This is a genomic window from Allosphingosinicella indica (genome assembly GCF_900177405.1).
GTDB lineage: Bacteria > Pseudomonadota > Alphaproteobacteria > Sphingomonadales > Sphingomonadaceae > Allosphingosinicella > Allosphingosinicella indica.
This window is the reverse complement of record NZ_LT840185.1, coordinates 756,226-781,875: the sequence shown is the minus strand read 5'-3', so window position 1 is coordinate 781,875 and position 25,650 is coordinate 756,226. Positions and strand designations below refer to the sequence as shown.

Sequence of the window (25,650 nt, the reverse complement as noted above, 5' to 3'; positions counted from 1 at the left end):
CCCGGCGCCTTTTTCTTGTTTTAGTGATCAGCCGAACAGGACGGGCAGCGTCTCCGCGCCGATCGTGCCGTCCAGCACCGCCTGCTGTGCCCAAGCGAGATCCGGATGCAGGTAGCGGTCGCTGTCCAGCGGCGGTACGGCGCCGCGGATCAACGCCATCATAGCGCCGAGCTTGGCGGATGTCTTGAGCGGGGCGTGGAAATGTACGCCCTGCGCGGCGGCAAGCAGCTCGATCCCGATCACGCCCGCGGCGTTGCGCGCGATCACGCCGGCCTTGCGCGCGGCATGGGTGGCCATCGAAACATGGTCTTCCTGCCCCGCCGACGTGGGAATCGAATCGACGCTGGCGGGAAAGGCGAGCGTACGGTTCTCCGAGACCAAGGCCGCCGTCGCGACCTGCGCGATCATGAAACCCGAATTGACGCCGCTGTCCTCGACGAGGAAGGCGGGCAGGCCGCTCATCTTCGGGTCGACCAGCACTGCAGTCCGGCGTTCGCTGATCGAGCCGACCTCGCACAGCGCCATCGCGATCGTGTCGGCGGCGAAGGCGACCGGTTGCGCGTGGAAGTTGCCGCCCGACAGCCCGTCGGTCTCGAACAGCACGGGATTATCGGTGACGGCATTGGCTTCGATCTCGAGCGTGCGCGCCGCGTTGCGCAGCAGATCGAGCGCTGCGCCGGTCACCTGCGGGTTGCAGCGGAAGCTGTAGGGATCCTGCACCCGCGGGCAATCGGCATGCGATTTGCGGATTTCGCTACCGTCGAGCAGGCCGCGGATCGCGGCCGCGACGGCGATCTGCCCCGGCTGGCCGCGCGTGTCGTGGATGCGCGGATCGAAGGCGACGTCGGTGCCTTTCAACGCGTCGGTCGAAAGCGCGCTCGCGACGACCGCGCTTGCCAGCACCCGCTCGCCGGTGAACAAAGCGTCGAGCGCGATGGCGGTCGACACTTGCGTGCCGTTGATCAGCGCCAGGCCCTCCTTCGGACCGAGTACCAGCGGGTCGAGACCGAGCGCCTTTAGCGCATCGACCGCCGACATCCGTTCGCCGTTGAGCAGGACGTCGCCGACACCCATCATCGCCGCGCTGAGATGCGCGAGCGGCGCGAGGTCGCCCGATGCGCCGACCGATCCCTGTGCAGGAATGACCGGCAAGGCGTCGGCTTCCGCAAATGCCAAGAGGCGATCGACAACCAACCGCCGCACGCCCGAATGGCCGCGGCCGAGACCGATAATCTTGAGCGCGATGATGAGCCGCACGATGCGTGGCGCGATCGGATCGCCGAGTCCGCAGGCGTGGCTGAGGATCAAATTGCGCTGCAGCTCGGCAAGCCGGTCGCCGGGGATACGCGTCTGCGCGAGAAGGCCGAAGCCTGTGTTGATGCCGTAAACGGTGCGGCCCGATCGGACGATCTCGCCTACCGCCGCCGCTGAGGCGTCGATCGCCGTGAAGGCATCGTCAGAAAGGGCGAATCCCGCGCCGTCCCAGATCGCGCGGAGGTCGGCCAGTGACACGCGGCCAGGGCGAAGGGTGATTGTCACCGCCCCACCATCGGCAGGTCGAGGCCCTGCTCCTTGGCGCAATCGATCGCGATGTCATAGCCGGCGTCGGCGTGTCGCATGACGCCGGTGCCCGGGTCGTTCCACAATACACGTTCCAGCCGCCGCGCGGCGTCTTCGGTGCCGTCGGCCACGATCACCATGCCGCTATGCTGGGAATAGCCCATGCCCACCCCGCCGCCGTGATGCAGCGACACCCAGGTCGCGCCCGATGCGGTGTTGAGCAGCGCGTTGAGGAGCGGCCAGTCGCTGACCGCGTCCGATCCGTCGGCCATCGCCTCGGTCTCGCGATTGGGGCTCGCGACCGATCCGCTGTCGAGATGGTCGCGGCCGATGACGACCGGCGCCTTCAATTCGCCCTTCGCCACCATCTCGTTGAACGCCAGGCCGAGCCGGTGGCGCTGGCCTAGCCCCACCCAGCAGATGCGCGCGGGGAGGCCCTGGAAGGCGATCCGTTGGCGTGCCATGTCGAGCCAGCGGTGGAGATGCGGATCGTCGGGGATCAACTCCTTCACCTTCGCGTCGGTCTTGTAGATGTCCTCCGGGTCGCCCGACAGCGCCGCCCAGCGGAACGGGCCGACGCCGCGGCAAAAGAGCGGGCGGACGTAAGCGGGGACGAAGCCGGGGAAATCAAAGGCATTGGCGACGCCCTCGTCCTTGGCGACCTGGCGGATGTTGTTGCCGTAATCGAAGGTCGGCACGCCCATCTTCTGGAAGGCGAGCATGGCCTCGACATGCACCGCCATCGAAGCCGCCGCCGCGTCCGCCACCGCCTTGGGATCCCGCTCGCGCCGCTCGATCCACTGATCGACGCTCCAGCCAATCGGGAGATAGCCGTTGATCGGATCGTGCGCGCTGGTCTGATCGGTCACCGCGTCGGGGCGGATCCCGCGCTTCACCATCTCGGGGAGAATCTCGGCGGCATTGCCGAGGATGCCGATCGAGATCGGCCGGTCGGCAGCGGAGATCATCGCCAGCGCCTCGTCGATGTCCTTAGCGCGATGGTCGAGGTAGCGCGTTTCCAACCGCTTCTCGATGCGGCTTTCCTGGCATTCGATCGCGATGCAATGCGCGCCCGCCATCACCGCGGCGAGCGGCTGCGCGCCGCCCATGCCGCCCAGACCCGCGGTCAAAATCCACTTGCCCTTGAGATCGCCGCCATAATGCTGGCGGCCCATTTCGACGAAGGTCTCGTAAGTGCCTTGGACGATGCCCTGGCTGCCGATGTAGATCCACGAGCCGGCCGTCATCTGGCCGTACATCATCAGGCCTTTTTTATCCAATTCGTTGAAATGGTCCCAGTCCGCCCAGTGCGGGACGAGGTTCGAATTGGCCAGCAGCACGCGCGGCGCGTCCTTGTGGGTGCGGAAGACGCCGACCGGCTTTCCCGACTGGACGAGCAGGGTCTCGTCCTCCTCCAGCCGCTTCAGCGTATCAACGATCGCATCGTAGCTCGCCCAGTCGCGCGCCGCGCGGCCGATCCCGCCATAGACGACCAGCTCCTCGGGCGCTTCGGCGACGGCGGGGTCGAGATTGTTCATCAGCATCCGCATCGCCGCCTCGGTGGTCCAGTGGCGGGCGGTGATTTCGGGGCCGGTGGGCGCCGCGATATGGCGGCTGTTGTCGCGTCGGTTCTGCATTCCTTGTCTCATGCTCCGTTCGCCCTGAGCTTGTCGAAGGGCTGTCCTTGTTGCGGCCTCCCTAGAAAGAAGGGCAGGGCTTCGACAAGCTCAGCCCGCGTGGAAGGCAGCGTTCAGCTATCCACGCCCGCCATGATGCGCTTTTCCGGCCCCGGGAGGCCGACCCAGTAGGCTAGTTCGGCGGGCCGCGAGACGCGCCAGACGCAGAGGTCCGCGGCCTTGTTGGCGGCGATCGTGCCGATCTCGTGGCCCAGGCCCAGCGCGCGCGCGCCCTCGCGGGTCATGCCGCCGAGCGCCTCCTCGGGAGTGAGACCGAAGAGCGTGCAAGCCATGCTGAGCATCAGCGTCGGCGAGAGGACCGGCGAAGTGCCCGGATTGCAGTCGGTCGCGACCGCCATGCCGACCTTGTGCTTGCGCAGCAGATCGACGGGCGGCTTGCGCGTTTCTCGCAGCGCATAGAACGCGCCGGGCAGCAGGACGGCGACCATCCCCGCCTCGGCCATCGCCGCCACACCTGCTTCGTCGACATGTTCGAGATGATCGGCCGACAGCGCGCCATAACGCGCGGCCATCGCCGCGCCGCTCAGATTACTCAACTGCTCGGCATGGAGCTTGATGCCGAGGCCGCGCTCCTTGGCGGCCGCAAACAGCGCGCGCGCCTCCTCGACCGTAAAGCCGATCCCTTCGGCGAAAGCGTCCACCGCCGTCGCAAGCCCTGCATCCGCCGCGGCCGGCAGCATCTCCTCGATCGCGATGCGGACGAATTCCTCGCGCCGCTCCTTATATTCGGGAGGCAGCGCATGGAGCGCGAGGAGGGTGGGAGAGATGCGCACAGCTTCGCTGTCGCCAAGCGCCTTGGCGGCTTTCAGCAATTTGATCTCGGTTGCGACATCCAGGCCGTAGCCCGATTTCACCTCCACCGTGGTGGCGCCGCCGCGCATCAGCGCCTGGAGCCGCGGCCGTGCCGCTTCTGCGAGTTGCTCGACGCTGGCGTTCCGCGTGGCGCCGACGGTGGAGACGATCCCCCCTCCAGCCTTGGCGATCTCCTCGTAGCTCGCGCCTTGGAGTCGCATCTCGAATTCGTGCGCGCGGTTGCCGCCAAAGACGAGGTGGGTGTGGCAGTCTACCAATCCGGGCGTCACCCAGGCGCCGCCGAGCGGCTCGACGCTGCGGGCACGGAAACCGGCAAGCTCGGTGCGGCGTCCGACGCGGACGATGCGTCCATCCTGGATGCCGATCGCACCGTCCTCGATCGCGCCGAACGGGGTGGCGATCGCGGGGTCCATCGTCGCGATGTGGCAGTCGGTAAGCAGGCGGTCCCACATGCCGCCGCTTTAGGGTGCAGTGATGCCGACGGCAATTGCAGCGCTCGAGAATCGAAACGGCCGGCCTCCCGTGTGGGAAGCCGGCCGCGTCGTAATCAATTGCCGCGCCGGGGAATGGGCCGGCGCGGCACGGCGATTACTGCTCGCCGTTATCCTTGACGCCGACGACCGGCACCTGGACCTGCTCGGTCTTGGTCTCGACCTTCGGTACTTCGATGTTGGCGGTGGTCGTGCCGACCACGACTTCCTTGGAATCGACGTCATAGGCCGGGAGCTGACCGCCCTGGGCCTGGACCTCGACGTCCGGCAGCTTGGCTTCACGGGTCTGATCGACGCTCCAGAAGCCGGTGGCGAACAGCACGATCAATACGAGAACGGCAATCGCCAGAATGATGAGAATAGGACGAGACATGCAATTCCTCCTTTATCGCCGTCGCGGCTCATCGACCGACAACGAAGCGTAACCCGATCGGTTGCACTACCGCAACGATCGGAACTCAAACGCCGATCTTATGATAGAGTTGCATGCGCTTTGACGAGGGACATGACGGTTGACGAATCTGCCTTAGCCCGTTATCCGCGCCCCCTTTCCGGGAGCCCTTTCGGGATCTCGCTCAAACAAGAGAAGAATCATGTCGCGCATTTGCGAGCTGACCGGCAAGGGCCGTCAGGTGGGCCACAATGTGTCCCACGCCAACAACAAGACCAAGCGGACCTTTCTGCCCAACCTGCAGAACGTGACGCTGATCTCGGACGCGCTGGGCCGCGGCGTGACGCTGCGCGTCTCCACCAGCGCGCTGCGCTCGGTCGAGCATGTCGGCGGCCTCGACAATTGGCTCGGCAAGACGGGCGACGAGAAGCTCAGCCTGCGTGCGCGCCGCCTCAAGCGCGACGTCGCGAAGAAGCAGGCCGAAGCCGCCTGAATTTTGGATTGCCGCTCCGCCACCGGGGCGGCGTCAGTCTTCCAGCGCGAATTTCATCAGCAGGGTCCGCTGCAGCAGCGGATTGTAATTGTCGTCGGACACGATCCAGACGACCGCCCCGCCACGTTCGCGCGTCACGCTGATCCCCTCGAAATTATCGACCGTCAGCGGCGCCGCGAAGGCTGCGATCTCGGTGCCGGTCAGCGTCTTCGCTGCGGCGATGCCGGACAGGTCCGACAAGGTCACGCGCACCGACACGCCCTCGCTCATCCTGAATCTGCGGTTGAGCGCGATCATCCGCCCGTCGGGCAGCAGCGCGGCGTCCGTGATCCGATAGCCAGCGGGCGGGCGGTAGCGGAAAGCGATGGCCGCTATGTCCGGCTCGGCCGGGTCGCCGTCGAACAATAGGGCGGCGCTGTTCGCGGCGTCGTCGCTGCCTTCCGAAAAGATCAGGAAGCGGCCGTCCGCGAGCCGTAGCATCGCCTCCGCACCCGAATTGCCTCGCCAGCCGCGCATCTTGGCAGGCTCGGCGGCAGCCTCGCGTCTCCCATCCGTCAGACTATAGCGCCAGACCGCATTTGCGCGCTCCAGCCCGATCCAAGCCTGTCCGTCGTGGACGACCATCGATTCGGCGTCGCGATCCTGCTTGCGGCCCTTGGCGAGCGCCTGGATCGCGACGCGGCCAGATTGGCCGGGCAAGGGCATGCGGATGAGCCAGCCCGCGTCGCTGGCCGCGATTATGCCGTCTGCCGCAACATCCAGCGCCGACAGGCCGCCGAAGCGCGGGTCGTCGCTGCGGACCGACCAGCCGCCGAGATAGCGAAGCTTGCCGACGGTCCGCCGTGCCGGGTCGGTGCGGTCGAGCGGCACCGGCTCGAAGGCGATCGTCCCCGCATATTGCCGCTCGCGCTGGGGCAGGTCGGGCGGCGCGAAGGTGCCGAGCAGAATGAGAATGGCGAGGATCACCGCGATACGCATGACAGCCGCCTATGACGGAAAACCGTTCCGGTCGATGAACGATCGCTGACAAGCACATTCAGGATCGGATCAAGCGAATCACCCTAAAACCACTTTCATCGAAGGACACACGCTCGTGCGCTTTCGAAATAGAACCGATCAGGGAGTTCGCCAGCAGGCGACGTGTAAGGAGTGCCAAATATGCTGAAGAGTCTGACCATCGCGAGCGTCCTCGCCGTCTCCACCTTCGCCGCTATTCCGGCTGCTGCCGAAGCGCGCGGCTACGACCGTTATTCGGATTCCCGTTACGAGCGTGGCTACGATCGCGGCTATTACCGTGGTGACCGCTATGATCGTGGCAACCGTTATTATGGCCGCGACCGCTATTATTCCAACAACCGTCGCTGCAGCGGCACGACCGGCACGATCGTCGGCGCGGTCGCGGGCGGTCTGCTCGGCCATGAAGTGGTCGGCCGCCGTGGTGACAAGACCGCCGGCACGATCATCGGCGGCGCCGTCGGCGCGCTTGCCGGCCGCGCGATAGACAAGGGCGATTGCCGCCGCTGAACCGCGGCGCTCGCTCCACCGAGGCCCCTCGCGTAGCGTACCGAGGGCGGGGCCGGCATCCGAAAGGGTGTCGGCCCCTAGTTCTTGCGCCTCAGCCCTTGCGGACGTCCTTGGCCAGCGCGTCGAGCAAGCCGTTCACGAAAGACGCCTCGCGTTTGTCGTAAAAGGCCTTGGCGACATCGACATATTCGGAAATCACGCTGCCGGTGGGCACGTCGACGCGCGCGGCCAGTTCATAGGCGCCGGCGCGCAGGATCTGCCGCATCGGCTTGTCGAGCCGCTCCAGCGTCCAGCCCTCCGCAAGCTTGCCCGCGATGAGGCCGTCCAGCTCGTCGCGCCGCGCCAGTGCGCCGGAGACAACATCGTCGAAGAAATCGATCTCTGCGTCCGCATATTCGACGCCCTCGATCGTCGCGCCGATGCGGTGGTGGTGGAATTCGTGGAGAAGCTGCGGCAGCGCCGTTCCCTCCATTTCCTGCTGGTAGAGCGCCTGCACGGCGGCAAGCCGCGCGGCGGAGCGCGAACGGGAACGGGCGGATGCGGTCATGCCGCGGCGCTTAGCCCGCGCTCCGGGTCTCGTCCAGAAAATCGCGGATCGCGCGCGTCACCGCCTGCGGCGCTTCCCAAGGCGCGAAATGGCCGGCCTCGGGCAGCGGCGCGAGTCGCACATCGGGCACTTCGTCGGCAATGCCGCCGAGCTGGACGGGAAGCAGGGCCTTGTCCTTGAGGCCCCAGACGACCAGCACCGGCATTTCGAGCTTGGGAAAGGGCGCCGTGACCCAAGCGGGCATCGCGGCCTCCTCGCCGACCGCAGGCACGACGATGCGCGAGGCACGATACCAGTTGAGCATCGCGGTCAGCGCGCCGGGCCTGCCCCAATCTTCGAGATACTGCGCGCGCTCCTCGTCCGCGATCGCGGCCAGATCGGTGTGGCCGCCGAAAGTCTTGGTGAAGAAGGTATCCAGCCCCATCGCGCGGATGCCGTCCTCCATGCCGGGGTCGCGGAAGGCCCGCATATATTGCGAGGCGCCGCGCTGCTCCGCGTCGTCGATCAGGCTCTTCTGGAAGACCAGCGGATGCGGCGCGTTGACGATGATCAGCCGCGCGATCCGGTCGGGCCGCTTCAGCGCCGCCGCCCAGGCGACCGCCCCGCCCCAATCGTGCCCTACGAGCGTGAACCGATCGATGCCAAGCACGTCGGCGAGTGCGAACAGGTCTTCGAGCACCCGGTCGGTCTCATAAGCCGCGACGCCCTCCGGCTTGTCCGACAAGCCGAAGCCGCGCTGGTCCGGCGCTACCACACGGTAATTGTGCGCAAGATCCTCGAGCTGGAATCGCCAAGTGCGGTGTGATTCGGGGAAGCCGTGCAGAAACATGATCGGATCGCCCGCGCCGCCCTCCGCGACGTTTAGCGTGATCCCGGTGGGGAGGGCGATGCGGCGGGTTGCGACCTCGGTCATGGATAGCTCACCGTCTTCGGGACTTCGGGGAGCGGGATGCGCTCCTTGTCGTCGCCGGGGACGGTGGGGAAGCGCTGGGCCTTCCAATCCTCCTTCGCCTGGTTGATCCGGTCGCGACGCGAAGAGACGAAATTCCAGAAGACATGCCGCGGGCCGTCCATCGGCGCGCCGCCGCACAGCATGACGCGCGCGCCGCGTTCTGAGCGGAGTGTCGCGGCATAGCCGGGCTTCAGGACGTAAAGCGTCGTGGGCTCCAGCGCCTGCCCGTCGAGGTTGGCGTCGCCGTCGGCGACATAGAGTGCGCGCTCGTCGGCCTCCGGGTCGATCGCGATGTTCCCGCCCGGCGCCAGCGCGATGTCGGCGTAGATGGTCTCGCTGTGGCAGGTGACCGGTGCGGTCTCGCCCCACAGCCGTCCCATCACCACGCGCGCGGTCGCGCCGCCGCCTTCGATCACCGGCAACGCCTCCTTGGCGACATGCTCGAAAGCCGGATCCATCTCCTCCTTGTCGGAAGGAAGCGCGAGCCAGGTCTGGATGCCCGATAGCTCCGGGCCGCCCGGTCGCGCGCCTGCGGGAGAGCGTTCCGAATGGACGATGCCGTGCCCCGCCGTCATCAGGTTCACCGCGCCCGGCGCGATCGTCTGCGCGGTGCCAAGCGAATCGCGATGATCGATCGCCCCCGCGAAGAGATAGGTGACGGTAGCGAGATTGATGTGCGGGTGCGGGCGGACATCGAGCCCTTCGCCCGGCGGCAGATGCGCCGGCCCCATCTGATCGAAGAAGATGAACGGCCCCACCGTCGTCCGCTCCTTATTGGGCAGCGTGCGGTGGACCTTGAACCCGCCCAGATCATGCGTGACGGGGCGGAGGACCTGGATGAAGGCATCGTCTTCGGTCATCGTCATCTCCTATTCGCCGGGTGCGCGCGCCTTGATCGCCAGCGCATGGACGCGTTCGCGCATCAGATCGCCGAGCGCGGCGTTGACCGCACGCTGGCGGGCGAGGCGGGTCAGCCCAGCGAATTGCGGCGCCTCGATCTCGACGGTGAAATGGCTTTCGCCGCTGCCGTCGTCGCCGGCATGGCCGTGATGCTGGGCGCTGTCGTTGATCACGCGAAGCTGCGTCGGAGCGAGCGCGCGGGTGAGACGATCGGTGATTTCGGCCGCGACCGGGCCCGTGAAGTCGGCGTTCATCCGGCCTATATAGATGGTTTGCGGACGAAGGGGAGATTGTGGCGACCAACGCGAGACCGAACCGCTTTCACGGCCGCGTGACGGGCGAGCGCCCGTGCGCCGTTGCCGGCTGCGCGGAGCCCGGCGAGTTCCGCGCACCCGCCGGGCGCGGTGCCGATTTCGACGGACCGGGCGATTGGCGCTTCCTGTGCCTCGATCACATCCGCGCGTTCAACACGGCGTATAATTATTTCGACGGGATGAGCGCGGACGAGATCAGCGCGGCGCAGACGCCGTTCGGCGGCTGGGACCGCGAGACCCGCGCCTTCGCCACCGGCGGCGCCGACCGGCCGCCGCGCTGGGCCGATTTCACCGATCCGCTCGATGCCATCGGCGCGCGCTTCCAGCGGGTGGAGCGCGCGCGCGCCGATGGCCGGCCCCTGAGCGATGGCGATCGCCGCCATCTGCGCACGCTCGGCCTCTCCGCTGACGTCGACCGCAAAGGCCTGCGCACGCGTTATGCCGAGCTGCTCCGCCGCTACCATCCCGACCGCAACGGCGGGGACAGGAGCCATGAAAAGGCGCTCCAGGCGGTGATCGAGGCCTATTCGGCGCTCAAGGGCCGCCCGGCGTTCGCCTGACTTCAGGCGTCGGCGGTCTCGCCGCGCACCGCGGCCTCGATGCTTGCGACGTCGATCTTGCCCATCTGCATCATGGCGGCGAAGGCGCGCTTCGCCTTGTCGCCGCCCGCGGCCATCGCGTCGGTCAGCACCCGCGGCGTGATCTGCCACGAATAGCCCCATTTGTCCTTGCACCAGCCGCAGACGCTCTCCTCGCCGCCGTTGCCGACGATGGCGTTCCACAGGCGGTCGGTCTCTTCCTGCGAGTCGGTGGCGATCATCAAGCTCACCGCCTCGTTCGGCTTGAACGTATCGCCGCCGTTGAGGCCGACGAAGGCGTGGCCGCAGACCGTGAAGTCCACGGTGAGGACATCGCCCTCTTTGCCGGACGGGAAATCGGTGGGCGCCCTGTGCACCGCGCCGACCTTGCTGTCGGGGAAGGTCGCGGCGTAGAAATTCGCCGCCTCCTCGGCCGCGCCGTCATACCACAGGCACGTCGTCAATTTGCTCGCCGTCATTGTCACTCTCCTGGATCGGAAGCGCGTTGCCTCGGCGGGCGTCCGCGTGCAGCGGATCGCCCGGCCGCGGCCGCTCCTTCCTGTGCTTATTCGTCGATCATCGGGCGGAAGCCGCCCCAGAACATGCGCTTGCCGTCGAAGGGCATTTCGCCGTCGGGCTGCATGTCGGGATCGGCCATCATCTTTTCCCAGCCTTTGTCGCGAGTCTCCTTGTCGGGCCACTGGACGTAGGAATAGACGACCGTCTCGTTGGGCTCGGCCTTCACCGCGCGCTTATAGTCGGTGACCTTGCCGTCGGGCACGTCATCGCCCCAGCCCTCGACCACGCGCACCGCGCCATATTTGCGAAACTGGCCCGCCGCCTTCATTGCCATCGCCTTGTAGGCGTCCTTCTTGTCGGTCGGCACTGGCAGCACATAGCCGTCGGTGTAACCGGGCGTGCCGTCGGCCGTCTCGTCGACGATCGCCTCGAACCCGCCCATGATCATGCGCTTTCCGTCGAACGGCATGTCTTGCCCCATGCTTTCCATGCGCGGGTCCGACATCATCTTCGCGTTGGCTGCATCCCGCGCTGCTTTGTCGGGATATTCGAACCAGGAGAAGACGACGGTCTCGTCGTCCTTGGCCTGCACCGCGCCCTGGAAGTCGGTCACCTTGCCCTTGGGAACGTCGTCGCCCCAATTCTCGACCATCCGGGCGACGCCGAATTCCTTGAACAGCGGAAGCGCCTCGGCCGCGTGCTTGCGATACGCATCCTTGTTCCCGGTGGGCACCGCGACCACGAATCCTTCGATATACGTCATCGTCTCTCTCCTCTTATTTGCGGATCGGCGATCCGATCGACCAGGTCTGGCCGAACGGGTCGGTCACCTGGCCGTAGCGGTCGCCCCAGAACTGATCCCCGATCGGCATGGCGACGGTGGCGCCGGCTCCGGTCGCGCGCGCGAACCAGGCGTCCGCATCGTCGACCTGCAGGTGCAGCGTCACCGGTCCCGCCTCGGGCGCGGCCGATCCGCGATATTCGGGGAAATCGTCGTTGAGCATCAGATGCCCGCCGTTGATCTTGAGATGTGCATGCATGATGCGCTTGCCGTCGTCGGCGAGATAGGGGTCCATCGCCCGCTCGGCGCCGAACGCCTTTTCGTAGAAGGCAATCGCATCCTTCGCGCGATTGCCGGTGATCGTGAGATGCGGCGTGAGGCCGGCCGTCGGCCCCTGATCGGGATTGTCCATCTGTCCTCTCCTTTTTGCGCGCCTAAGCAGGCTCGGCCGCTTTCATCTTTGCTTCCCATTCGGCAAAGCCCGGCGGCGGATCGCCGGTGAATCCCGCCATGTGATCGGCGAGCGCGCGGCGGAAGGCGGGCCGCGCCTCGCCCCGCGCGACATAAGCGGCGAGGTTGGGATACGGGTTTAGCAGACCGTCGCTCGCGACCATCCGCAGCACGGCGATCATCAACAGGTCGCCGGCACTGAAATCGCCGTCGAGCCAATCGCGATCCCCCAGCCGATTCGACAGCTCCTCCAGCCGTTCCGCGATGCGCGCCTTCACCGCGGGCAACCGCGGCGCGGACCACGGCTCTTCCACCTCGAAGAGGGTTGCGATGGCATAATCGGTGATCGGCGGCTCGACCGTGTTCAGCGCGGCGAACGTCCATTCGATGGCGCGCGCCCGCGCGGCGGGGTCGGCGGGGAGCAGCCCGCCGCCGAACCGCTCGGCGATGTGCAGGACGATCGCACCCGATTCGAACAGCGTGACATCGCCTTCCTCATAGGTCGGCACCTGCCCGAACGGCTGGAGCGCGCGGTGCGGCGGCGCCTTTTGGTCGCCCTGCGCAAGCAGCTTCGCGCGGTAGCTTTGCCCAGCCTCTTCCAGCGCCCAGCGGACACGGAGATCGCGCACGTGGCCCTTGGCGAAATAGGGCACCCAGTCATAACCAGTGATGGTGATCGGCGATGCGGAATCGATCGGCATCTCCCTTTCCTTCCTCAGATTGCGGTCAGGGCCAGCCATTGCTCGCCGAGGATCACGGCCCCGGTGAGCATAAAGGATGCAAGGCCGATAAGGATGCTGCGCTTGTCGGACATTGGCGGCCTCCCGTCGAAAATTCCGGTCAGCCCTGCGCTTCGGCGAAGGCTTCGGGCCCTTGCTCGGCGGCGGCCTGGTCCATCCACATCACTTCCCAGATCTGGCCGTCGGGATCCTCGAAGCTGCGGCCGTACATGAAGCCATAATCCTGCTGCGGGGTCGGATCGACGCCGCCGCCCGCGGCTTCGGCCTTGGCCACCATCGCGTCGACGGCGTCGCGGCTGTCGGCGGACAGGCAGAGCAGCGATCCGCTCACCGCCTTGAGATCGGCAATTGGCCGGCTGGTGAACTGGGCATATTTGTCGTGGGTCAGCAGCATGACGTTGATCGCCTCGGAAAAGCGCATCATCGCCGCGGTGTCGTCGCTGAACTTGGGCTCGTTCTCCGCGCCGATCGCGGTGTAGAATTGCTTGGACCGCGCCAGATCCGTCACCGGCAGGTTCACGAAAATCATCTTCGTCATGGCTCTCTCCTGAAACTTCCGATCGCCCCCGCCAATTCCCTGGCAGGTAGTCGAATCACGATTTGACGCTGATGCGCCTTTCAGTTATAAAACACAACCATGAAGTTAGAAAAGATGACTAAAGGAGATAAATCAGCGGCGAAGCGACGCTATGACGATGCGTGCGCGGCGACCCACGCGATGGACATCTTCGGTGAGCGCTGGGCGCTTCCGGTGATGCGCGAGCTGATGCTCGGGCCGCGGCGGTTCGGCGAGCTGAAGGCCAGCATCTCGGGGATCAGCGCCAACGTGCTGACCCAGCGTCTGGAAAGTCTCGAAGAGGCGGGCGTGGTGCTGCGCCGAAAGCTGCCGCCGCCGGCCTCGGTCCAGGTGTATGAGCTCACCGAGTGGGGCTATCAGGCCGGGCCGATCTTTCAGGTCATGGGCCGCTGGGGCGTCAAATCACCGCACCATGATCCCGCCCGCCCGTTCAGCGCGGTCTCGCTGATGCTGTCGTTTCGAACGATGATGGATCCGGCGCTGGCGGCCGACGTCACGCTCAGCATCGGCTTTCGATTGTCGGATCAGCAGTTCCTGTTCGCGATCGACCGGGGGCAGGTGACGATCGGCCGCGATCTGGCAGGCGCCGACGTCGTGTTGACTGGCGACACCGCCACGCTGGCCTCCGCGGCGTACATGAATGTGCCGCTCGCCGATCTCGAGGCAGAGGGCCGTATCCGAATCGAGGGAAACCGCGCCGCCGCGGAGCGTTTCGTCACTCTGTTCGCCCTTCCTGACAAGGCCGCCTGACGGCACATCACCTGCCGTTGCCGTCTCGACTTCGCGCGTCGCGAGCGGGTAGGGGACTCGCTCCTTCTGGAAAGACTGCCATGACCGACATCCCCAACGTCAACCCGGACAGCCGCGCCGCCACCGTGCTCGATGCGCCCGACAAGATGGCCAAGGTCCGCGATCTGTTCGGCATCGATTCGGACATGGAAGTGCCGGCGTTCAGCGAGGCGGACGAGCGCGTACCCGATCTCGATCCCGCCTATGTGTTCGATCCGGATACGACGCTGGCGATCTGCGCCGGCTTCGCGCGCAACCGCCGGGTGATGGTCCAGGGCTATCACGGCACCGGCAAGTCGACCCATATCGAGCAGGTCGCGGCGCGCCTCAACTGGCCGTGCATCCGCATCAACCTCGACGCGCATATCAGCCGCATCGATCTCGTCGGCCGCGACGCGATCGTGCTGAAGGACGGCCAGCAGGTCACCGAATTCCGCGAAGGGCTGCTGCCCTGGGCGCTGCAGACGCCGACCGCGCTCGTCTTCGACGAATATGATGCGGGGCGGCCTGACGTGATGTTCGTGATCCAGCGCGTGCTGGAGACGGAAGGCAAGCTGACGCTGCTCGATCAGAACCGGGTGATCCGCCCGCACCCCTATTTCCGGCTGTTCGCAACGACCAACACGATCGGCCTCGGCGACACCACCGGCCTATATCACGGCACCCAGCAGATCAATCAGGGCCAGATGGACCGCTGGAACATCGTCGTGACGCTCAACTACCTGCCGGCCGAGACGGAAGCACGGATCGTCCTCGCCAAATCTGGCGAATATGATCACGAGGGCGGCCAGAAAGCGGTGTCCGACATGGTCAAGGTCGCCGAGCTGACCCGCCAAGGCTTCATCAACGGCGATATCTCGACGGTGATGAGCCCGCGCACCGTCATCTCCTGGGCGCAGAATGCGCTGATCTTCGACGACATCGGCTTCGCCTTCCGCCTCTCGTTCCTCAACAAATGCGACGAGGCGGAGCGCCCGCTGGTCGCCGAATATTATCAGCGCGTCTTCGGCAAGGACCTGCCGGAAAGCGTAGTCGGCAAAGCCGGCTAGAAGGTGCGTGGCAAACCCCGATAATCCCCTCGAGACCTTCCGCCTCGCGCTCGGCGGCGCGGCGCGGGCGATCGCGCGGGAGGCAGAGGTCGAGCTGGCTTTCACCACCGATGCGCCGTCGGCGTCAGGCAAGACGCTCAAGGTGCCGCTCCCCGGCCGCCAGCTTCCCGAACGCGATGTGGCCGAAGCGCGCGGCTTTGCCGACGCCGCTGCGCTGAAGCTTCGCCACCATGACGAAGCGCTCCATGCGCGCGGCGCCCCCATCGACGATATCGCGCGGCAGGTGTTCGACGCGGCCGAGCAGGCGCGGGTCGAGGCGCTCGGCGCGCGGCGGATGGCCGGGGTGCGTGGCAATCTCGCACGGCTGACCGACGCGCGGCTCCGCACCGATCCCATCGTCCGGGCGCGCAGCCGCGACGAGGTGCCGCTCGGCACCGCCGTCGGGCTGATGGTGCGCGAACGGCTGACCGGTGAAACGCCGCCCGAGACCGCGCGCGGCGGGCTGTCGCTCGTTTCCGACTGGATCGAGGAGAAGGCGGGCAGCGATCTCGACGCGCTGGCGCTGGCGATCGACGATCAGCGCGGCTTCGCGGCGCTCGCCACCAAGCTGCTCCGCGATCTCGAGCTGATCGACGCCAAGCCCGACCGCGACGACGACGCCGACAATAATGCCGACGAAGCGGGTGAGGACGACACGACGTCTGAAGAGGCGGACGACAGTGACGACGATCCAGGCGGCGGCGAGGGCGAGGCAGATGTCCGCGTGGAGCAGGGCGATGGCGATGTCGACGAGGAAGGCGACGACTCCGGCGATCCGGAAATGTCCGACGCCGAGGGCGGGCTCGGCGAGGAAGCCGAGGACGGGATGCTCCCCGTCCGCCCCAACCGGCCGCTGTCCGACCCGTCCGCGCAATTCGATTACCGCGCCTATACGACGCGGCATGACGAGATCGTCGCGGCATCGGAACTGTGCGATCCCGAGGAGCTGACGCGGCTGCGCGCCTATCTCGACCAGCAGCTCACCCATCTGCAGGGCGCCGTCACCAAGCTCGCCAACCGCCTCCAGCGTCGGCTGATGGCGCAGCAGAGCCGGTCCTGGGATTTCGATCAGGAAGAGGGGCTGCTCGATGCCGCACGGCTCGCCCGCGTCGTCGTCAATCCCGCGCACTCGCTCTCCTACAAGATCGAGCGCGACACCGATTTCCGCGACACCGTCGTCACCCTGCTCATCGACAATTCCGGCTCGATGCGCGGACGGCCGATCTCGATCGCGGCGATCAGCGCCGACATCCTCGCCCGCACGCTGGAGCGGTGTGGGGTGAACACCGAAATCCTCGGTTTCACCACCCGCGCCTGGAAGGGCGGGCAGAGCCGCGAGCAATGGCTGAGCGACGGGCGGCCGCCCGCGCCGGGCCGTCTCAACGATGTGCGCCACATCGTCTACAAGCAGGCCGACGAGCCGTGGCGTCACGCCCGCCGCAACCTCGGCCTCATGATGCGCGAGGGGCTGCTCAAGGAGAATATCGACGGCGAGGCTCTGCTCTGGGCGCACAACCGCCTGATCGGCCGCGTCGAGGAGCGCCGCATCCTGATGGTCATCTCCGACGGCGCGCCGGTCGACGATTCCACCCTCAGCGTGAACAGCGGCACGTATCTCGAGCGGCATCTGCGGCAGGTCATCGGCTGGATCGAGAGCAAATCCCCCGTCGAGCTCGCCGCGATCGGCATCGGCCACGACGTCACCCGTTATTACGCCCGCGCCGTCACCATCATGGATGCCGAACAGCTTGGCGGCACCATGATCGACCAACTCGCCAGCCTCTTCGATGCGACGTAGGTGAGCGGCGAGGCGGATTTCATCGACCTGCTGCGATCCTTCGCGACGCATCCGGCCGCGCGGGGTTTGATCGACGATGCTGCGGTGCTCGATGTCGGTGGTGTCCGGCTCGTCCTGACGCACGATATGATCGTCGACGGGGTGCACTACCTCCCCGCCGATCCGCCCGAGGATGTGGCGTGGAAGCTGGTCGCGGTGAACCTTTCCGATCTCGCCGCGAAAGGTGCGGAGCCGCTGGCGGCGTTGCTCGGCTACGGGCTGGGCGATGCGGAATGGGATGGGCGGTTCGCGGAAGGGCTGCGCGCGACCCTCGATGGTTTCTGCATGGCGCTGATCGGCGGCGATACGGTGGCAATGCCGGTGCGTGCGATGGGGCTGACCGCGATCGGAACGTCCGAACATGCTCCGTCGCGAAGCGGCGCGCAGCCGGGCGACGATCTCTGGGTCAGCGGATCGATCGGCGATGCGGGTGCGGGTCTCGCCATCGCGCGCGGTGCCGACGGCCCGGACAATCTGCTCCAGCGCTATCGCCGCCCGTATCCGCGGCTGGAACTGGGCCAGGCGCTCGCCCCCGTCGTCCACGCGATGATGGACGTGTCGGACGGGCTGCTGATCGACGCGGCGCGGATGGCCGCGGCAAGCCGCGTCGCGATCGCGGTCGATCTGGAGCATGTGCCGCTGTCGCCGGATCTCGTCGCCTTCGCCGGTGACGATCGTGCCGCGCGCCTCGCCGCCGCTACGGCGGGCGACGATTATGAACTGCTGTTCGCCGCCGCCGCCGCGGACCGCCACGTCGTCGTTCGGCTCAGCGAGGAGACGGGCGTTTCGCTCACGCGCATCGGCGCGGTTTCAGAAGGCGAGAACCTCTCGATCAGCCATAATGGTGAAGCCGTCCCGCTGCCCGAAAAGCTCGGCTATCGCCACGGTTAAGAGGGCAGTTGAATCGCCCCGCCAAGCCCCCTAGCATCCGCGCCGATCCGGGCGCCCATTTGCGGGGCGGCGGCCGGAACGTAACAGGGGAAGGATAGTCGATGACCGTCGTGTTGATCGCCATAGCGTGCGGCCTGATTGCCGTGCTCTATGGTTTCGTTACCAGCCGGCAGGTGCTGGCCTCTTCGGCGGGCAACGCCAAAATGCAGGAAATTGCCGGTGCGGTGCAGGAGGGGGCGAAAGCCTATCTCGGCCGCCAGTATAGCACGATCGCCGTCGTCGGCGTCGTCGTCGCGCTTCTCGTCGGGCTGTTCCTCGGGCTCGTCCCCGCGATCGGGTTCGTCATCGGCGCCGTGCTTTCGGGCGCGGCGGGCTATATCGGCATGAACATCTCGGTGCGCGCTAACGTCCGCACCGCGGAAGCCGCCCGCACCAGCTTGCAACGCGGCCTCACCGTCGCCTTCCGCGCCGGTGCGATCACCGGCATGCTGGTCGCCGGCTTGGCCCTGCTCGCCATCGCCGGCTTCTTTTACGCACTCGTCAACGGCGGCGCGGCGCCTGACAGCCGCGAAGTGGTCAATGCGCTCGTCGCCCTGTCGTTCGGCGCGTCGCTGATCTCGATCTTCGCCCGTCTCGGTGGCGGCATCTTCACCAAGGCCGCGGACGTCGGCGCCGATCTCGTCGGCAAGGTCGAGGCCGGCATTCCCGAGGACGATCCCCGCAACCCGGCGGTGATCGCCGACAACGTGGGCGACAATGTCGGCGATTGCGCCGGCATGGCTGCCGATCTCTTCGAAACCTATGTCGTCACCGTCGGCGCGACGATGGTGCTGATCGCGCTGCTCGTCTCGGGCACGCCCGCGCAGCTCCTCGCGCTCATGAGCCTGCCGCTGCTGATCGGCGGCGTCTGCATCATCACCTCGATCATCGGCACCTATCTGGTCCGGCTGGGCCGCAAGGAATCGATCATGGGCGCGCTCTACAAGGGCTTCTGGACGAGTACCGCGCTTTCCATCCCGGCGATCTATTTCGCGGCCGCCTACACGCTCGGCGATCTCAATGCGGTGATCGGCGGGCCGGTCGAAGCGGCGGGCCCCGAAGCACTGCAGCAGGTCGGCTCGGCGGATGCTTCGGCGTTCACCGGCATGGATCTGTTCTGGGCCTCGATGGTCGGCCTTGCCGTTACCGGGCTCCTCGTCTGGATCACCGAATATTATACCGGCACCAACTATCGTCCGGTCCGCTCGATCGCCAAGGCGTCCGAGACCGGGCACGGCACCAACGTCATCCAGGGCCTCGCGGTCTCGCTGGAATCGACCGCGCTGCCGACGCTGGTGATCTGCGTCGGCATCATCGTCAGCTACCAGCTTGCCGGCCTCATCGGCATCGCCTTCGCGGCGACCGCGATGCTCGCGCTCGCGGGCATGGTGGTGGCGCTCGACGCCTATGGCCCGGTGACCGACAATGCCGGCGGCATCGCCGAGATGGCGGGCCTGGAGGACGAGGTCCGCGTCCGCACCGACGCGCTCGACGCGGTCGGCAACACCACCAAGGCGGTGACCAAGGGCTATGCGATCGGATCGGCCGGCCTTGCCGCGCTCGTTCTGTTCGGCGCCTACACCACCGACCTTCAGGAGTTCGCGACCGAGCTCGGTATCGGCGCCGCCGGCATCGATTTCTCGCTCTCCAACCCCTATGTCGTCGTCGGCCTGCTGCTCGGCGCGCTGCTCCCCTATCTGTTCGGCGCGATGGGCATGACTGCGGTCGGCCGCGCGGCGGGCAATGTGGTGATCGACGTGCGCGATCAATTCCGCGACAATCCCGGCATCATGGACGGCACCTCGCGGCCCAACTACGCGCGCACGGTCGATCTGGTGACGCGCGCCGCGATCAAGGAGATGATCGTGCCGTCGCTGTTGCCGGTGCTGGCGCCGATCGTGGTCTATTTCGTGATCGCCGCGATCGCGGGCCGCGAACAGGGCTTCGCGGCGCTTGGCGCGCTCCTTCTGGGCGTCATCGTCTCCGGCCTGTTCGTCGCCATCTCGATGACCTCGGGCGGCGGCGCGTGGGACAATGCCAAGAAGTATATCGAAGACGGCAATTACGGCGGCAAGGGCTCGGAAGCCCATAAGGCCGCGGTGACCGGCGACACGGTGGGCGATCCCTACAAGGACACCGCCGGCCCGGCCGTCAATCCGATGATCAAGATCACCAACATCGTCGCGCTGCTCCTGCTCGCGGCGCTGGCGCACGGCGCAGTGTAAGCCGGCCCGATCATCGCTGAACCTGGGAAGGCCCCGCCGAGACGATCGGCGGGGCCTTTCTGGCATCCAGCACCTGCTTTCCTTTTGCGGGCTTAGCGGCTAAGGGCGGCGCAAATTCCCGTTCCATTGTTTTCCGATCCGAAAGAGGTTTTGTTTGGCCAAGGAAGAGCTCCTCGAAATGCGCGGCCAGGTGGTCGAGCTTCTCCCCAACGCGATGTTCCGCGTGAAGCTGGAGAACGACCACGAGATACTGGGGCATACCGCCGGCAAGATGCGCAAGAACCGCATCCGCGTGCTGGTGGGGGACGAAGTGCTGGTCGAGCTCACGCCCTATGATCTCACCAAGGGCCGGATCACCTATCGTTTCAAGTGACGCTGAAGGCGCACGGGCGCATCATTGTCACCCTGAACTTGTTTCAGGGTCCATGTTTCCACCGGCAGGGCTGCGTCGAAATGGATGCTGAAACGAGTTCAGCATGACAGCACATGATGTGCTCCCACGCCTGATCCTCGCATCCGCCAGCCCGCGCCGCGTCGATCTGCTCGCGCGGATCGGCGTCGTGCCCGATGCCATCCTTCCCGCCGAAATCGACGAGAGCGTGCGCAGCGGCGAGCTGCCGCGGGTGCATGCCGCGCGGCTAGCGGCAGAGAAGGCCGCGGCGATCACGGCGGCGCATCCCGATACGCTGGTGCTCGCCGCCGACACGGTGGTCGCCGCAGGGCGCCGCATCCTCCCCAAGACCGAGAACGAGACCGAGGCCGAGGCGGCGCTGCGCCTGTTGTCGGGCCGCCGCCATCGCGTGCTGAGCGCGGTGACGCTGATCGCGCCCGGCCAGCCGGCGCGACAACGCCTGTCGGAATCGATCGTGGCGTTCAAGCGGCTCTCGGACGCCGAGATTGCCGCTTATCTCGCCAGCGGGGAATGGCGCGGCAAGGCGGGCGGTTACGCCATCCAGGGCCGCGCCGAGGCGCTGGTCCGCTGGCTTTCCGGCAGCCATTCGGGCGTGATGGGCCTGCCGCTCTATGAAACCCGCGCGCTGCTCGCGTCCGCCGGATATCCGCTTGGCTGAGTGGCTGTTCGAAGCCGGCATCGGCGAGGATCGCGCGGTGCTGGTCGCGGACGGGATCATTGTCGCGGCGGCAATCGAACTCCACGGCACGATGCCGGCCGGGTCGGTCGTGGCCGCGAAGCTCGCGAAGGTGCTGATCCCCGGCCGGCGCGGGATCGCCGCCTTGGCGGACGGCGGCGAGGCGATGATCGAGCCGCTGCCGCGCGGATTGACCGAAGGCGCCGCCTTCCACGCCGAAATCGTCCGCGAGCCTGTCCCCGAAGCGGGCCGCCCCAAGCCGGCACGCGTCCGCGCCAGTGATGCGCCCCTCGGCCCTGGTCCCGATCTCCGCGCCCGCATCGCGGCGACGGGCCACCCCGTGCGCGAGGCTACCGCCGGGCCGGACCGCTTCGAGGCCGCGGGCTGGACCGAATTACTCGAGGAAGCGGCGACGGCCGACATCGCCTTCGCGGGCGGCGCGCTGCGGATGAGCGTCACCCCGGCGATGACCTTGTTCGACGTCGACGGCACGCTCGAACCCGCCGCGCTTGCCGTGGCGGGTGCGGCAGCCGCGGCGCGTGCGATCCTGCGCTTCGACATCGGCGGGTCGATCGGCGTCGATCTCCCCACCGTCCCGGACCGCACCGCGCGGCAGGCGGCGGCGGAGGCGGTCGATCGCATCCTGCCGCAACCTTTCGAGCGCACTGCGGTCAACGGCTTCGGCTTCCTGCAGATCGTCCGCCGCCGCACTCGTGCGTCGATCCCGGAGATGCTCGCCGCCGATCCCGCAGGCGCCGCGGCACGGGCATTGCTACGCCGCGTCGAGCGGTCGTCGGGCTCCGGCCCGCGCACCATCGCCGCCTCGCCCGCCGTCATCGCGCGGATGTCGCCCGCCTGGCTTGCGGAGGCGGAACGGCGGATCGGTGCGCCGCTCGTCTTGCGGGCCGATGCGGCGCTCGCCATATCGGCCGGCCATGTCCAGGCCCAACATCCCTAGCAAGACCTGCCCCTTGTGCGGCAAGCCGCCGAGCGAAAGCCATGCGCCGTTCTGCAGCCAGGGCTGCCGCGACCGCGATCTCCTCAACTGGCTGGGCGATGCCTATCGCGTGCCGGGGCGGCCTGCGGAAAGCACGGGCGATTTTGATGCGGATGGGCTGGACAGTGAGCGCGAGCCGCCTCTATAGGCGCTGCTTCCGCGGCCTCTCGGGCCCGCGCCCAGGTAGCTCAGTTGGTAGAGCACGTGACTGAAAATCACGGTGTCGGCGGTTCGATCCCGTCCCTGGGCACCACCCTCTCATAGCCCCGAACGTCAGTCCCCGCTCGCGTCAAAGAGCTTGGGAAAGCGGCGCGGTTGCGATCGGAGATACTGGTTCGCGGCATGGACGCTGGCGCCCAAATGTGCGGCGGCGTGCCACGGCCAGCGCGGATCGTAGAGGATGGTGCGCGCGAGTGCGATCATGTCCGCATCGCCGGTGCCGACGATCGCTTCGGCTTGCTCGAAATCGGTGATGAGGCCGACGGCGACGACCGGCATGCCGATCGCCTGCTTCACCGCGCGTGCGAGCGGCACTTGGTAGCTGGGGCCGATGGGGATCGCCTGCCCCGGATCGAGCCCGCCGCTCGACACGTGGATCGCATCGCAGCCGCGCGCCTCCAGCGCCTTGGCGAAGGCGATGGTCTGCTCGACGTCCCAGCCGCTCTCGACCCAATCGGAGCCGGACACGCGGACGGTGACGGGGCGATCGGCGGGGAAGGCGGCGCGCACGGCGTCATAGACTTCGAGCGGGAAGCGCATGCGGTTCTCGAGCGAGCCGCCGTAACCGTCCTCGCGGCGGTTGGAGAGCGGGGAGAGGAATTGGTGGAGCAGGTAGCCATGCGCCGCATGGATCTGCACCGCGTCGATCCCGAGGCGCCCGGCGCGCGCCGCAGCCCCCGCAAAGGCGTCGCGCACCCGCACCAAGCCATCGGCATCCAGCGCCGTCGGCGGATTCTCGCCCTCCGCAAAAGGCAGAGGCGACGGCGCGACGGTCTGCCAGCCGTCGGCGGCGTCCGGCGCGATCTGCGCGCCACCCTGCCACGGCACTGCGGTCGAAGCCTTGCGCCCGGCATGGGCAAGCTGGATCGCGATCGGCATGGGAGACCAGCGGCGCACGCTCTCCAGCGTCTTAGCGATGGCCGCTTCTGTCGCGTCGTCCCACAGGCCGACGTCGGCGGGGCTGATCCGCCCTTCCGGCAGCACCGCGGTGGCCTCGATGGTCAGCAGCGCCGCGCCCGATTGCGCCAGCCCGCCGAGGTGGATCAGGTGCCAATCGGTCATGCAGCCGTCGACCGCAGAATATTGGCACATCGGCGCGATGATGATGCGGTTCGTAAGGCGGAGCCGCCCGACGTCGAGCGGCTGGAACAGGGCCGGTGCTGGCATGGCGTATCTCCCCTTGGCCGCCGCCATGTCGGGATGGCGCGCGGCGAGGACAAGCCCGCGCCGCAACCCGTTTCCGGCAGGCAGCGCGTCGGCTAGGCTGCGGCCATGCTTTGCCATCGACTCGCAATCGCCCTCTTTGTTACGCTGTCCGCTCCGGTGGCAGCGCAAACGCCCGACACCGCCGCTGCCCCGCCCACCACCGCACCCGCGCCGCGCACGGATACGGTGCGGGTGACGCTGCAAACGGCGCTTGGCCCGATCGTGCTGGAACTGGAGGCAGGGCGCGCACCCGTCACCACCGCGAACTTCCTGCGCTATGTCGACGAGAAGCGGCTCGACGGCAGCAGCATCTACCGGTCTGCCAAAGTGCAGGAGGGCTTCGGCCTCATCCAGGGCGGCCTTCGCAACGATCCCAAGAAGGTACTGCCCGATATCGCGCACGAGCCGACCAGCAAGACCGGTCTCAAACATGAAGACGGCACGATCTCGATGGCGCGCGCCGCGCCCGGCACCGCGAGCAGCGATTTCTTTATCTCGGTCGGCGCGATGCCGTCGATGGATGCCGATCCGTCGCAGCCCGGCGACAATCAGGGCTTCGCCGCCTTCGGCCGCGTTGTCGAGGGGATGGACGTCGTCCGCCGCATCCTCGATGCGCCGACCTCGCCGACCGAGGGCGAGGGGCCGATGCGCGGCCAGATGCTGAGCCCCGCCGTCACCATCGCGACGGCGCGCCGCACGCCCGCCTCCGCACCCGCTCCAGCCGGAGAATGACGATGCTCGAAACCCCCTATCGCGCCGACGCCGAGGAACTGCTGCCGGAGATCGTCTCGCTCCGCCGCGCGATCCACCGCGAGCCCGAGATCGGCCTCCAGACGCCGCTGACGCACGACAAGGTGCTTGCCGCGCTCGAAGGGCTGCCGCTGGAAATCCGCCGCGGCCCTTCCACCACCGGCGTCGTCGCGGTGCTGAAGGGGCCGGACAACGGCCGCACCGTGCTGCTCCGCGGCGATACCGACGCACTGCCGATGCAGGAGGAGACGGGGCTGGACTTCGCGTCCACCATTCCCGGCGCGATGCACGCCTGCGGCCATGATTCGCATACCGCGATGCTGGTGGGCGCAGCGAAATTGCTCTGCGCGAACCGCGACCGGCTGGCAGGGACGGTGATGTTCATGTTCCAGCCGGGCGAGGAAGGCTGGCACGGCGCGCGCCACATGCTGGAGGACGGGCTGCTCGATCCGCTGCCCGACGCCGCCTTCGCGCTCCACGTCCTGCCCAACGCGCCGCACGGGCTCGTCGCCGGCCGTGGCGGGCCGCTGCTCGCGTCGGCCGACAAGGTGAAGATCTGGGTGCGCGGCTCTGGCGGTCACGCCTCGATGCCGCACGACGCGATGGACCCCGTGCCGGTCGCCTGCGAGCTCGTCACCGCGATCCACACCTTTGTCACCCGCCAGATCCCGATATCGGATCCGGCGGTGGTGACGATCGGCAAGATCGAGGCGGGGACCACCGACAATGTCATCCCGGACACCGCCTTCCTGTTCGGAACGATGCGCACGCTCTCGCCCGAAACGCGCGCCAAGGTGCAGGCGGGACTGACGCGGCTCGCCGAGCATATCGCCGCCGCGCACGGCCTCACCGCCACCGTCGAGTTCGTGAAGGGCTTCCCCGTCACGATCTGCGACCCGCGCGCGGTCGCGCTCGGCAGCGACACGGCGAAATCGCTGTTCGGCGACGATGCCTGGCAAACGATGGCATCGCCGATCATGGGCGCGGAAGATTTCTCCTACGTGCTCGAAAAGGTGCCGGGGGCGATGTTCTTTCTCGGCGCCGCGCATGAGGATGCGGACTGGAAGAAGGCGGAGGTGCTCCATTCCACCCGCATGGTGATCGACGAGAGCGTGATGGCGCGCGGCGCCGCGCTCCACGCCCAGATCGCCGAGCGTTTCCTGGCCGACGGCTTCGGAGAGGCGTGACCGGCGG

Annotated in this window: 29 protein-coding genes and 1 tRNA gene; 15 read left to right on the top strand and 15 right to left on the bottom strand. The window is 67.3% G+C overall.

The window, feature by feature from the left end; genetic code table 11:
• Positions 1-27: 27 nt before the first annotated feature.
• The 4 genes from hutH to B9N75_RS03980 all read right to left on the bottom strand — a co-directional run bounded on the left by hutH (position 28) and on the right by B9N75_RS03980 (position 4,934).
• Positions 28-1,539 (bottom strand): histidine ammonia-lyase, encoded by a 1,512-nt coding sequence (gene hutH, locus B9N75_RS03995; protein ID WP_197685131.1) that lies wholly within the window; start codon positions 1,537-1,539, stop codon positions 28-30.
• The gene (gene hutU, locus B9N75_RS03990; protein WP_085217631.1) at positions 1,536-3,197 is read right to left on the bottom strand and encodes a urocanate hydratase; all 1,662 of its coding nucleotides are present in this window, start codon (positions 3,195-3,197) and stop codon (positions 1,536-1,538) included. Before hutU ends, hutH begins: the two co-directional genes overlap by 4 nt.
• 113 nt (positions 3,198-3,310) lie before the next feature.
• Positions 3,311-4,522 (bottom strand): imidazolonepropionase, encoded by a 1,212-nt coding sequence (gene hutI / locus B9N75_RS03985; RefSeq protein WP_085217630.1) that lies wholly within the window; start codon positions 4,520-4,522, stop codon positions 3,311-3,313.
• 136 nt (positions 4,523-4,658) lie between these two features.
• Positions 4,659-4,934 (bottom strand): hypothetical protein, encoded by a 276-nt coding sequence (locus tag B9N75_RS03980; protein WP_085217629.1) that lies wholly within the window; start codon positions 4,932-4,934, stop codon positions 4,659-4,661.
• Positions 4,935-5,154: 220 nt separating this feature from the next.
• Between B9N75_RS03980 and rpmB the strand changes: the two genes are divergently transcribed.
• Positions 5,155-5,445 carry a 50S ribosomal protein L28 gene (gene rpmB, locus B9N75_RS03975; RefSeq protein WP_085217628.1) on the top strand — a complete coding sequence of 97 codons (291 nt, stop codon included), beginning with the start codon at positions 5,155-5,157 and terminating at the stop codon, positions 5,443-5,445.
• Positions 5,446-5,478: 33 nt separating this feature from the next.
• Here rpmB and B9N75_RS03970 read toward each other — a convergent pair whose 3' ends face one another.
• Positions 5,479-6,423 (bottom strand): esterase-like activity of phytase family protein, encoded by a 945-nt coding sequence (locus B9N75_RS03970; RefSeq protein WP_085217627.1) that lies wholly within the window; start codon positions 6,421-6,423, stop codon positions 5,479-5,481.
• A 180-nt stretch (positions 6,424-6,603) separates the two neighbouring features.
• Here B9N75_RS03970 and B9N75_RS03965 point away from each other — a divergent pair, with 180 nt between their 5' ends.
• A complete protein-coding gene (locus tag B9N75_RS03965) occupies positions 6,604-6,969 on the top strand; it encodes a glycine zipper 2TM domain-containing protein (RefSeq protein WP_085217626.1) in 366 nt (121 codons plus the stop codon).
• 91 nt (positions 6,970-7,060) lie between these two features.
• Here B9N75_RS03965 and nusB read toward each other — a convergent pair whose 3' ends face one another.
• From nusB to B9N75_RS03945, 4 genes are read right to left on the bottom strand one after another with little or no spacing between them, the layout of a single operon-like run.
• Positions 7,061-7,516 (bottom strand): transcription antitermination factor NusB, encoded by a 456-nt coding sequence (nusB, locus tag B9N75_RS03960; protein WP_085217625.1) that lies wholly within the window; start codon positions 7,514-7,516, stop codon positions 7,061-7,063.
• A gap of 10 nt (positions 7,517-7,526) precedes the next feature.
• Positions 7,527-8,429, bottom strand: a complete 903-nt coding sequence (locus B9N75_RS03955; RefSeq protein ID WP_085217624.1) for an alpha/beta fold hydrolase — start codon at positions 8,427-8,429, stop codon at positions 7,527-7,529.
• Positions 8,426-9,328, bottom strand: a complete 903-nt coding sequence (locus B9N75_RS03950) for a pirin family protein (RefSeq protein WP_085219394.1) — start codon at positions 9,326-9,328, stop codon at positions 8,426-8,428. The genes B9N75_RS03955 and B9N75_RS03950 overlap by 4 nt, the downstream gene beginning before the upstream one ends.
• Before the next feature lie 9 nt (positions 9,329-9,337).
• Positions 9,338-9,622 (bottom strand): BolA family protein, encoded by a 285-nt coding sequence (locus tag B9N75_RS03945; RefSeq protein WP_085217623.1) that lies wholly within the window; start codon positions 9,620-9,622, stop codon positions 9,338-9,340.
• 38 nt (positions 9,623-9,660) lie between these two features.
• On the opposite strand from B9N75_RS03945, the gene B9N75_RS03940 reads away from it, so the two are divergent.
• Positions 9,661-10,242: a J domain-containing protein gene (locus B9N75_RS03940; protein WP_085217622.1), complete on the top strand. Its 582-nt coding sequence runs from the start codon at positions 9,661-9,663 to the stop codon at positions 10,240-10,242.
• 2 nt (positions 10,243-10,244) lie between these two features.
• On the opposite strand, the gene B9N75_RS03935 is transcribed toward B9N75_RS03940, so the two are convergent.
• The 5 genes from B9N75_RS03935 to B9N75_RS03915 all read right to left on the bottom strand — a co-directional run bounded on the left by B9N75_RS03935 (position 10,245) and on the right by B9N75_RS03915 (position 13,288).
• A complete protein-coding gene (locus B9N75_RS03935; protein ID WP_085217621.1) occupies positions 10,245-10,739 on the bottom strand; it encodes a VOC family protein in 495 nt (164 codons plus the stop codon).
• Positions 10,740-10,825: 86 nt separating this feature from the next.
• The gene (locus B9N75_RS14455) at positions 10,826-11,542 is read right to left on the bottom strand and encodes a DUF1428 domain-containing protein (protein WP_085217620.1); all 717 of its coding nucleotides are present in this window, start codon (positions 11,540-11,542) and stop codon (positions 10,826-10,828) included.
• A 13-nt stretch (positions 11,543-11,555) separates the two neighbouring features.
• Positions 11,556-11,972: a VOC family protein gene (locus tag B9N75_RS03925; protein ID WP_085217619.1), complete on the bottom strand. Its 417-nt coding sequence runs from the start codon at positions 11,970-11,972 to the stop codon at positions 11,556-11,558.
• A gap of 22 nt (positions 11,973-11,994) precedes the next feature.
• Positions 11,995-12,711, bottom strand: coding sequence for a glutathione S-transferase family protein (locus B9N75_RS03920; protein WP_085217618.1), 717 nt, complete (start codon positions 12,709-12,711; stop codon positions 11,995-11,997).
• 139 nt (positions 12,712-12,850) lie between these two features.
• Positions 12,851-13,288, bottom strand: coding sequence for a VOC family protein (locus B9N75_RS03915; protein ID WP_085217617.1), 438 nt, complete (start codon positions 13,286-13,288; stop codon positions 12,851-12,853).
• Between the two features lie 114 nt (positions 13,289-13,402).
• Between B9N75_RS03915 and B9N75_RS03910 the strand changes: the two genes are divergently transcribed.
• The 10 genes from B9N75_RS03910 (at position 13,403) to B9N75_RS03865 (ending at position 22,534) form a co-directional block, all read left to right on the top strand.
• Positions 13,403-14,077 carry a winged helix-turn-helix transcriptional regulator gene (locus B9N75_RS03910; RefSeq protein WP_244552419.1) on the top strand — a complete coding sequence of 225 codons (675 nt, stop codon included), beginning with the start codon at positions 13,403-13,405 and terminating at the stop codon, positions 14,075-14,077.
• Between the two features lie 80 nt (positions 14,078-14,157).
• Entirely contained in the window at positions 14,158-15,165 is a 1,008-nt protein-coding gene (gene cobS / locus B9N75_RS03905; protein WP_085217615.1) for a cobaltochelatase subunit CobS, read from the top strand.
• 7 nt (positions 15,166-15,172) lie between these two features.
• Positions 15,173-17,002, top strand: a complete 1,830-nt coding sequence (gene cobT, locus B9N75_RS03900; protein ID WP_085217614.1) for a cobaltochelatase subunit CobT — start codon at positions 15,173-15,175, stop codon at positions 17,000-17,002.
• Complete coding sequence (gene thiL / locus B9N75_RS03895) at positions 17,003-17,932, top strand: thiamine-phosphate kinase (RefSeq protein ID WP_085217613.1); 930 nt, start codon at positions 17,003-17,005, stop codon at positions 17,930-17,932. It abuts the gene before it with no gap.
• Positions 17,933-18,033: 101 nt separating this feature from the next.
• Complete coding sequence (locus B9N75_RS03890) at positions 18,034-20,196, top strand: sodium-translocating pyrophosphatase (RefSeq protein ID WP_085217612.1); 2,163 nt, start codon at positions 18,034-18,036, stop codon at positions 20,194-20,196.
• 154 nt (positions 20,197-20,350) lie between these two features.
• Positions 20,351-20,569, top strand: coding sequence for a translation initiation factor IF-1 (gene infA, locus B9N75_RS03885; RefSeq protein ID WP_010162480.1), 219 nt, complete (start codon positions 20,351-20,353; stop codon positions 20,567-20,569).
• Between the two features lie 103 nt (positions 20,570-20,672).
• Complete coding sequence (locus B9N75_RS03880; protein WP_085217611.1) at positions 20,673-21,266, top strand: Maf family protein; 594 nt, start codon at positions 20,673-20,675, stop codon at positions 21,264-21,266.
• The gene (locus B9N75_RS03875; protein ID WP_085219393.1) at positions 21,259-22,242 is read left to right on the top strand and encodes a ribonuclease; all 984 of its coding nucleotides are present in this window, start codon (positions 21,259-21,261) and stop codon (positions 22,240-22,242) included. Before B9N75_RS03880 ends, B9N75_RS03875 begins: the two co-directional genes overlap by 8 nt.
• Positions 22,220-22,429 (top strand): DNA gyrase inhibitor YacG, encoded by a 210-nt coding sequence (yacG, locus tag B9N75_RS03870; RefSeq protein ID WP_157123683.1) that lies wholly within the window; start codon positions 22,220-22,222, stop codon positions 22,427-22,429. Before B9N75_RS03875 ends, yacG begins: the two co-directional genes overlap by 23 nt.
• Before the next feature lie 29 nt (positions 22,430-22,458).
• Positions 22,459-22,534, top strand: a tRNA-Phe gene (locus B9N75_RS03865).
• 20 nt (positions 22,535-22,554) lie between these two features.
• On the opposite strand, the gene B9N75_RS03860 is transcribed toward B9N75_RS03865, so the two are convergent.
• Complete coding sequence (locus tag B9N75_RS03860) at positions 22,555-23,667, bottom strand: NADH:flavin oxidoreductase/NADH oxidase (RefSeq protein ID WP_085219391.1); 1,113 nt, start codon at positions 23,665-23,667, stop codon at positions 22,555-22,557.
• Positions 23,668-23,772: 105 nt separating this feature from the next.
• Between B9N75_RS03860 and B9N75_RS03855 the strand changes: the two genes are divergently transcribed.
• Positions 23,773-24,438, top strand: a complete 666-nt coding sequence (locus B9N75_RS03855; RefSeq protein ID WP_085217610.1) for a peptidylprolyl isomerase — start codon at positions 23,773-23,775, stop codon at positions 24,436-24,438.
• A gap of 2 nt (positions 24,439-24,440) precedes the next feature.
• Positions 24,441-25,643, top strand: a complete 1,203-nt coding sequence (locus tag B9N75_RS03850) for a M20 metallopeptidase family protein (protein WP_085219390.1) — start codon at positions 24,441-24,443, stop codon at positions 25,641-25,643.
• Positions 25,644-25,650 lie beyond the last annotated feature (7 nt).

What these genes read in the sequence shown, in the direction of transcription:
- B9N75_RS03925 (WP_085217619.1), bottom strand. Translation starts at nt 11,972, where the DNA reads ATGGACAATCCCGATCAGGGGCCGACGGCCGGCCTCACGCCGCATCTC.
- B9N75_RS03955 (WP_085217624.1), bottom strand. Translation starts at nt 8,429, where the DNA reads ATGACCGAGGTCGCAACCCGCCGCATCGCCCTCCCCACCGGGATCACG.
- rpmB (WP_085217628.1), top strand. Translation starts at nt 5,155, where the DNA reads ATGTCGCGCATTTGCGAGCTGACCGGCAAGGGCCGTCAGGTGGGCCAC.
- B9N75_RS03880 (WP_085217611.1), top strand. Translation starts at nt 20,673, where the DNA reads ATGACAGCACATGATGTGCTCCCACGCCTGATCCTCGCATCCGCCAGC.
- cobS (WP_085217615.1), top strand. Translation starts at nt 14,158, where the DNA reads ATGACCGACATCCCCAACGTCAACCCGGACAGCCGCGCCGCCACCGTG.
- B9N75_RS03965 (WP_085217626.1), top strand. Translation starts at nt 6,604, where the DNA reads ATGCTGAAGAGTCTGACCATCGCGAGCGTCCTCGCCGTCTCCACCTTC.
- B9N75_RS03980 (WP_085217629.1), bottom strand. Translation starts at nt 4,934, where the DNA reads ATGTCTCGTCCTATTCTCATCATTCTGGCGATTGCCGTTCTCGTATTG.
- B9N75_RS14455 (WP_085217620.1), bottom strand. Translation starts at nt 11,542, where the DNA reads ATGACGTATATCGAAGGATTCGTGGTCGCGGTGCCCACCGGGAACAAG.
- B9N75_RS03850 (WP_085219390.1), top strand. Translation starts at nt 24,441, where the DNA reads ATGCTCGAAACCCCCTATCGCGCCGACGCCGAGGAACTGCTGCCGGAG.
- B9N75_RS03970 (WP_085217627.1), bottom strand. Translation starts at nt 6,423, where the DNA reads ATGCGTATCGCGGTGATCCTCGCCATTCTCATTCTGCTCGGCACCTTC.
- hutI (WP_085217630.1), bottom strand. Translation starts at nt 4,522, where the DNA reads ATGTGGGACCGCCTGCTTACCGACTGCCACATCGCGACGATGGACCCC.
- B9N75_RS03910 (WP_244552419.1), top strand. Translation starts at nt 13,403, where the DNA reads ATGACTAAAGGAGATAAATCAGCGGCGAAGCGACGCTATGACGATGCG.
- B9N75_RS03890 (WP_085217612.1), top strand. Translation starts at nt 18,034, where the DNA reads ATGACCGTCGTGTTGATCGCCATAGCGTGCGGCCTGATTGCCGTGCTC.
- B9N75_RS03920 (WP_085217618.1), bottom strand. Translation starts at nt 12,711, where the DNA reads ATGCCGATCGATTCCGCATCGCCGATCACCATCACTGGTTATGACTGG.
- B9N75_RS03935 (WP_085217621.1), bottom strand. Translation starts at nt 10,739, where the DNA reads ATGACGGCGAGCAAATTGACGACGTGCCTGTGGTATGACGGCGCGGCC.
- hutU (WP_085217631.1), bottom strand. Translation starts at nt 3,197, where the DNA reads ATGCAGAACCGACGCGACAACAGCCGCCATATCGCGGCGCCCACCGGC.
- nusB (WP_085217625.1), bottom strand. Translation starts at nt 7,516, where the DNA reads ATGACCGCATCCGCCCGTTCCCGTTCGCGCTCCGCCGCGCGGCTTGCC.
- B9N75_RS03950 (WP_085219394.1), bottom strand. Translation starts at nt 9,328, where the DNA reads ATGACCGAAGACGATGCCTTCATCCAGGTCCTCCGCCCCGTCACGCAT.
- B9N75_RS03860 (WP_085219391.1), bottom strand. Translation starts at nt 23,667, where the DNA reads ATGCCAGCACCGGCCCTGTTCCAGCCGCTCGACGTCGGGCGGCTCCGC.
- B9N75_RS03945 (WP_085217623.1), bottom strand. Translation starts at nt 9,622, where the DNA reads ATGAACGCCGACTTCACGGGCCCGGTCGCGGCCGAAATCACCGATCGT.
- B9N75_RS03915 (WP_085217617.1), bottom strand. Translation starts at nt 13,288, where the DNA reads ATGACGAAGATGATTTTCGTGAACCTGCCGGTGACGGATCTGGCGCGG.
- yacG (WP_157123683.1), top strand. Translation starts at nt 22,220, where the DNA reads ATGTCCAGGCCCAACATCCCTAGCAAGACCTGCCCCTTGTGCGGCAAG.
- B9N75_RS03855 (WP_085217610.1), top strand. Translation starts at nt 23,773, where the DNA reads ATGCTTTGCCATCGACTCGCAATCGCCCTCTTTGTTACGCTGTCCGCT.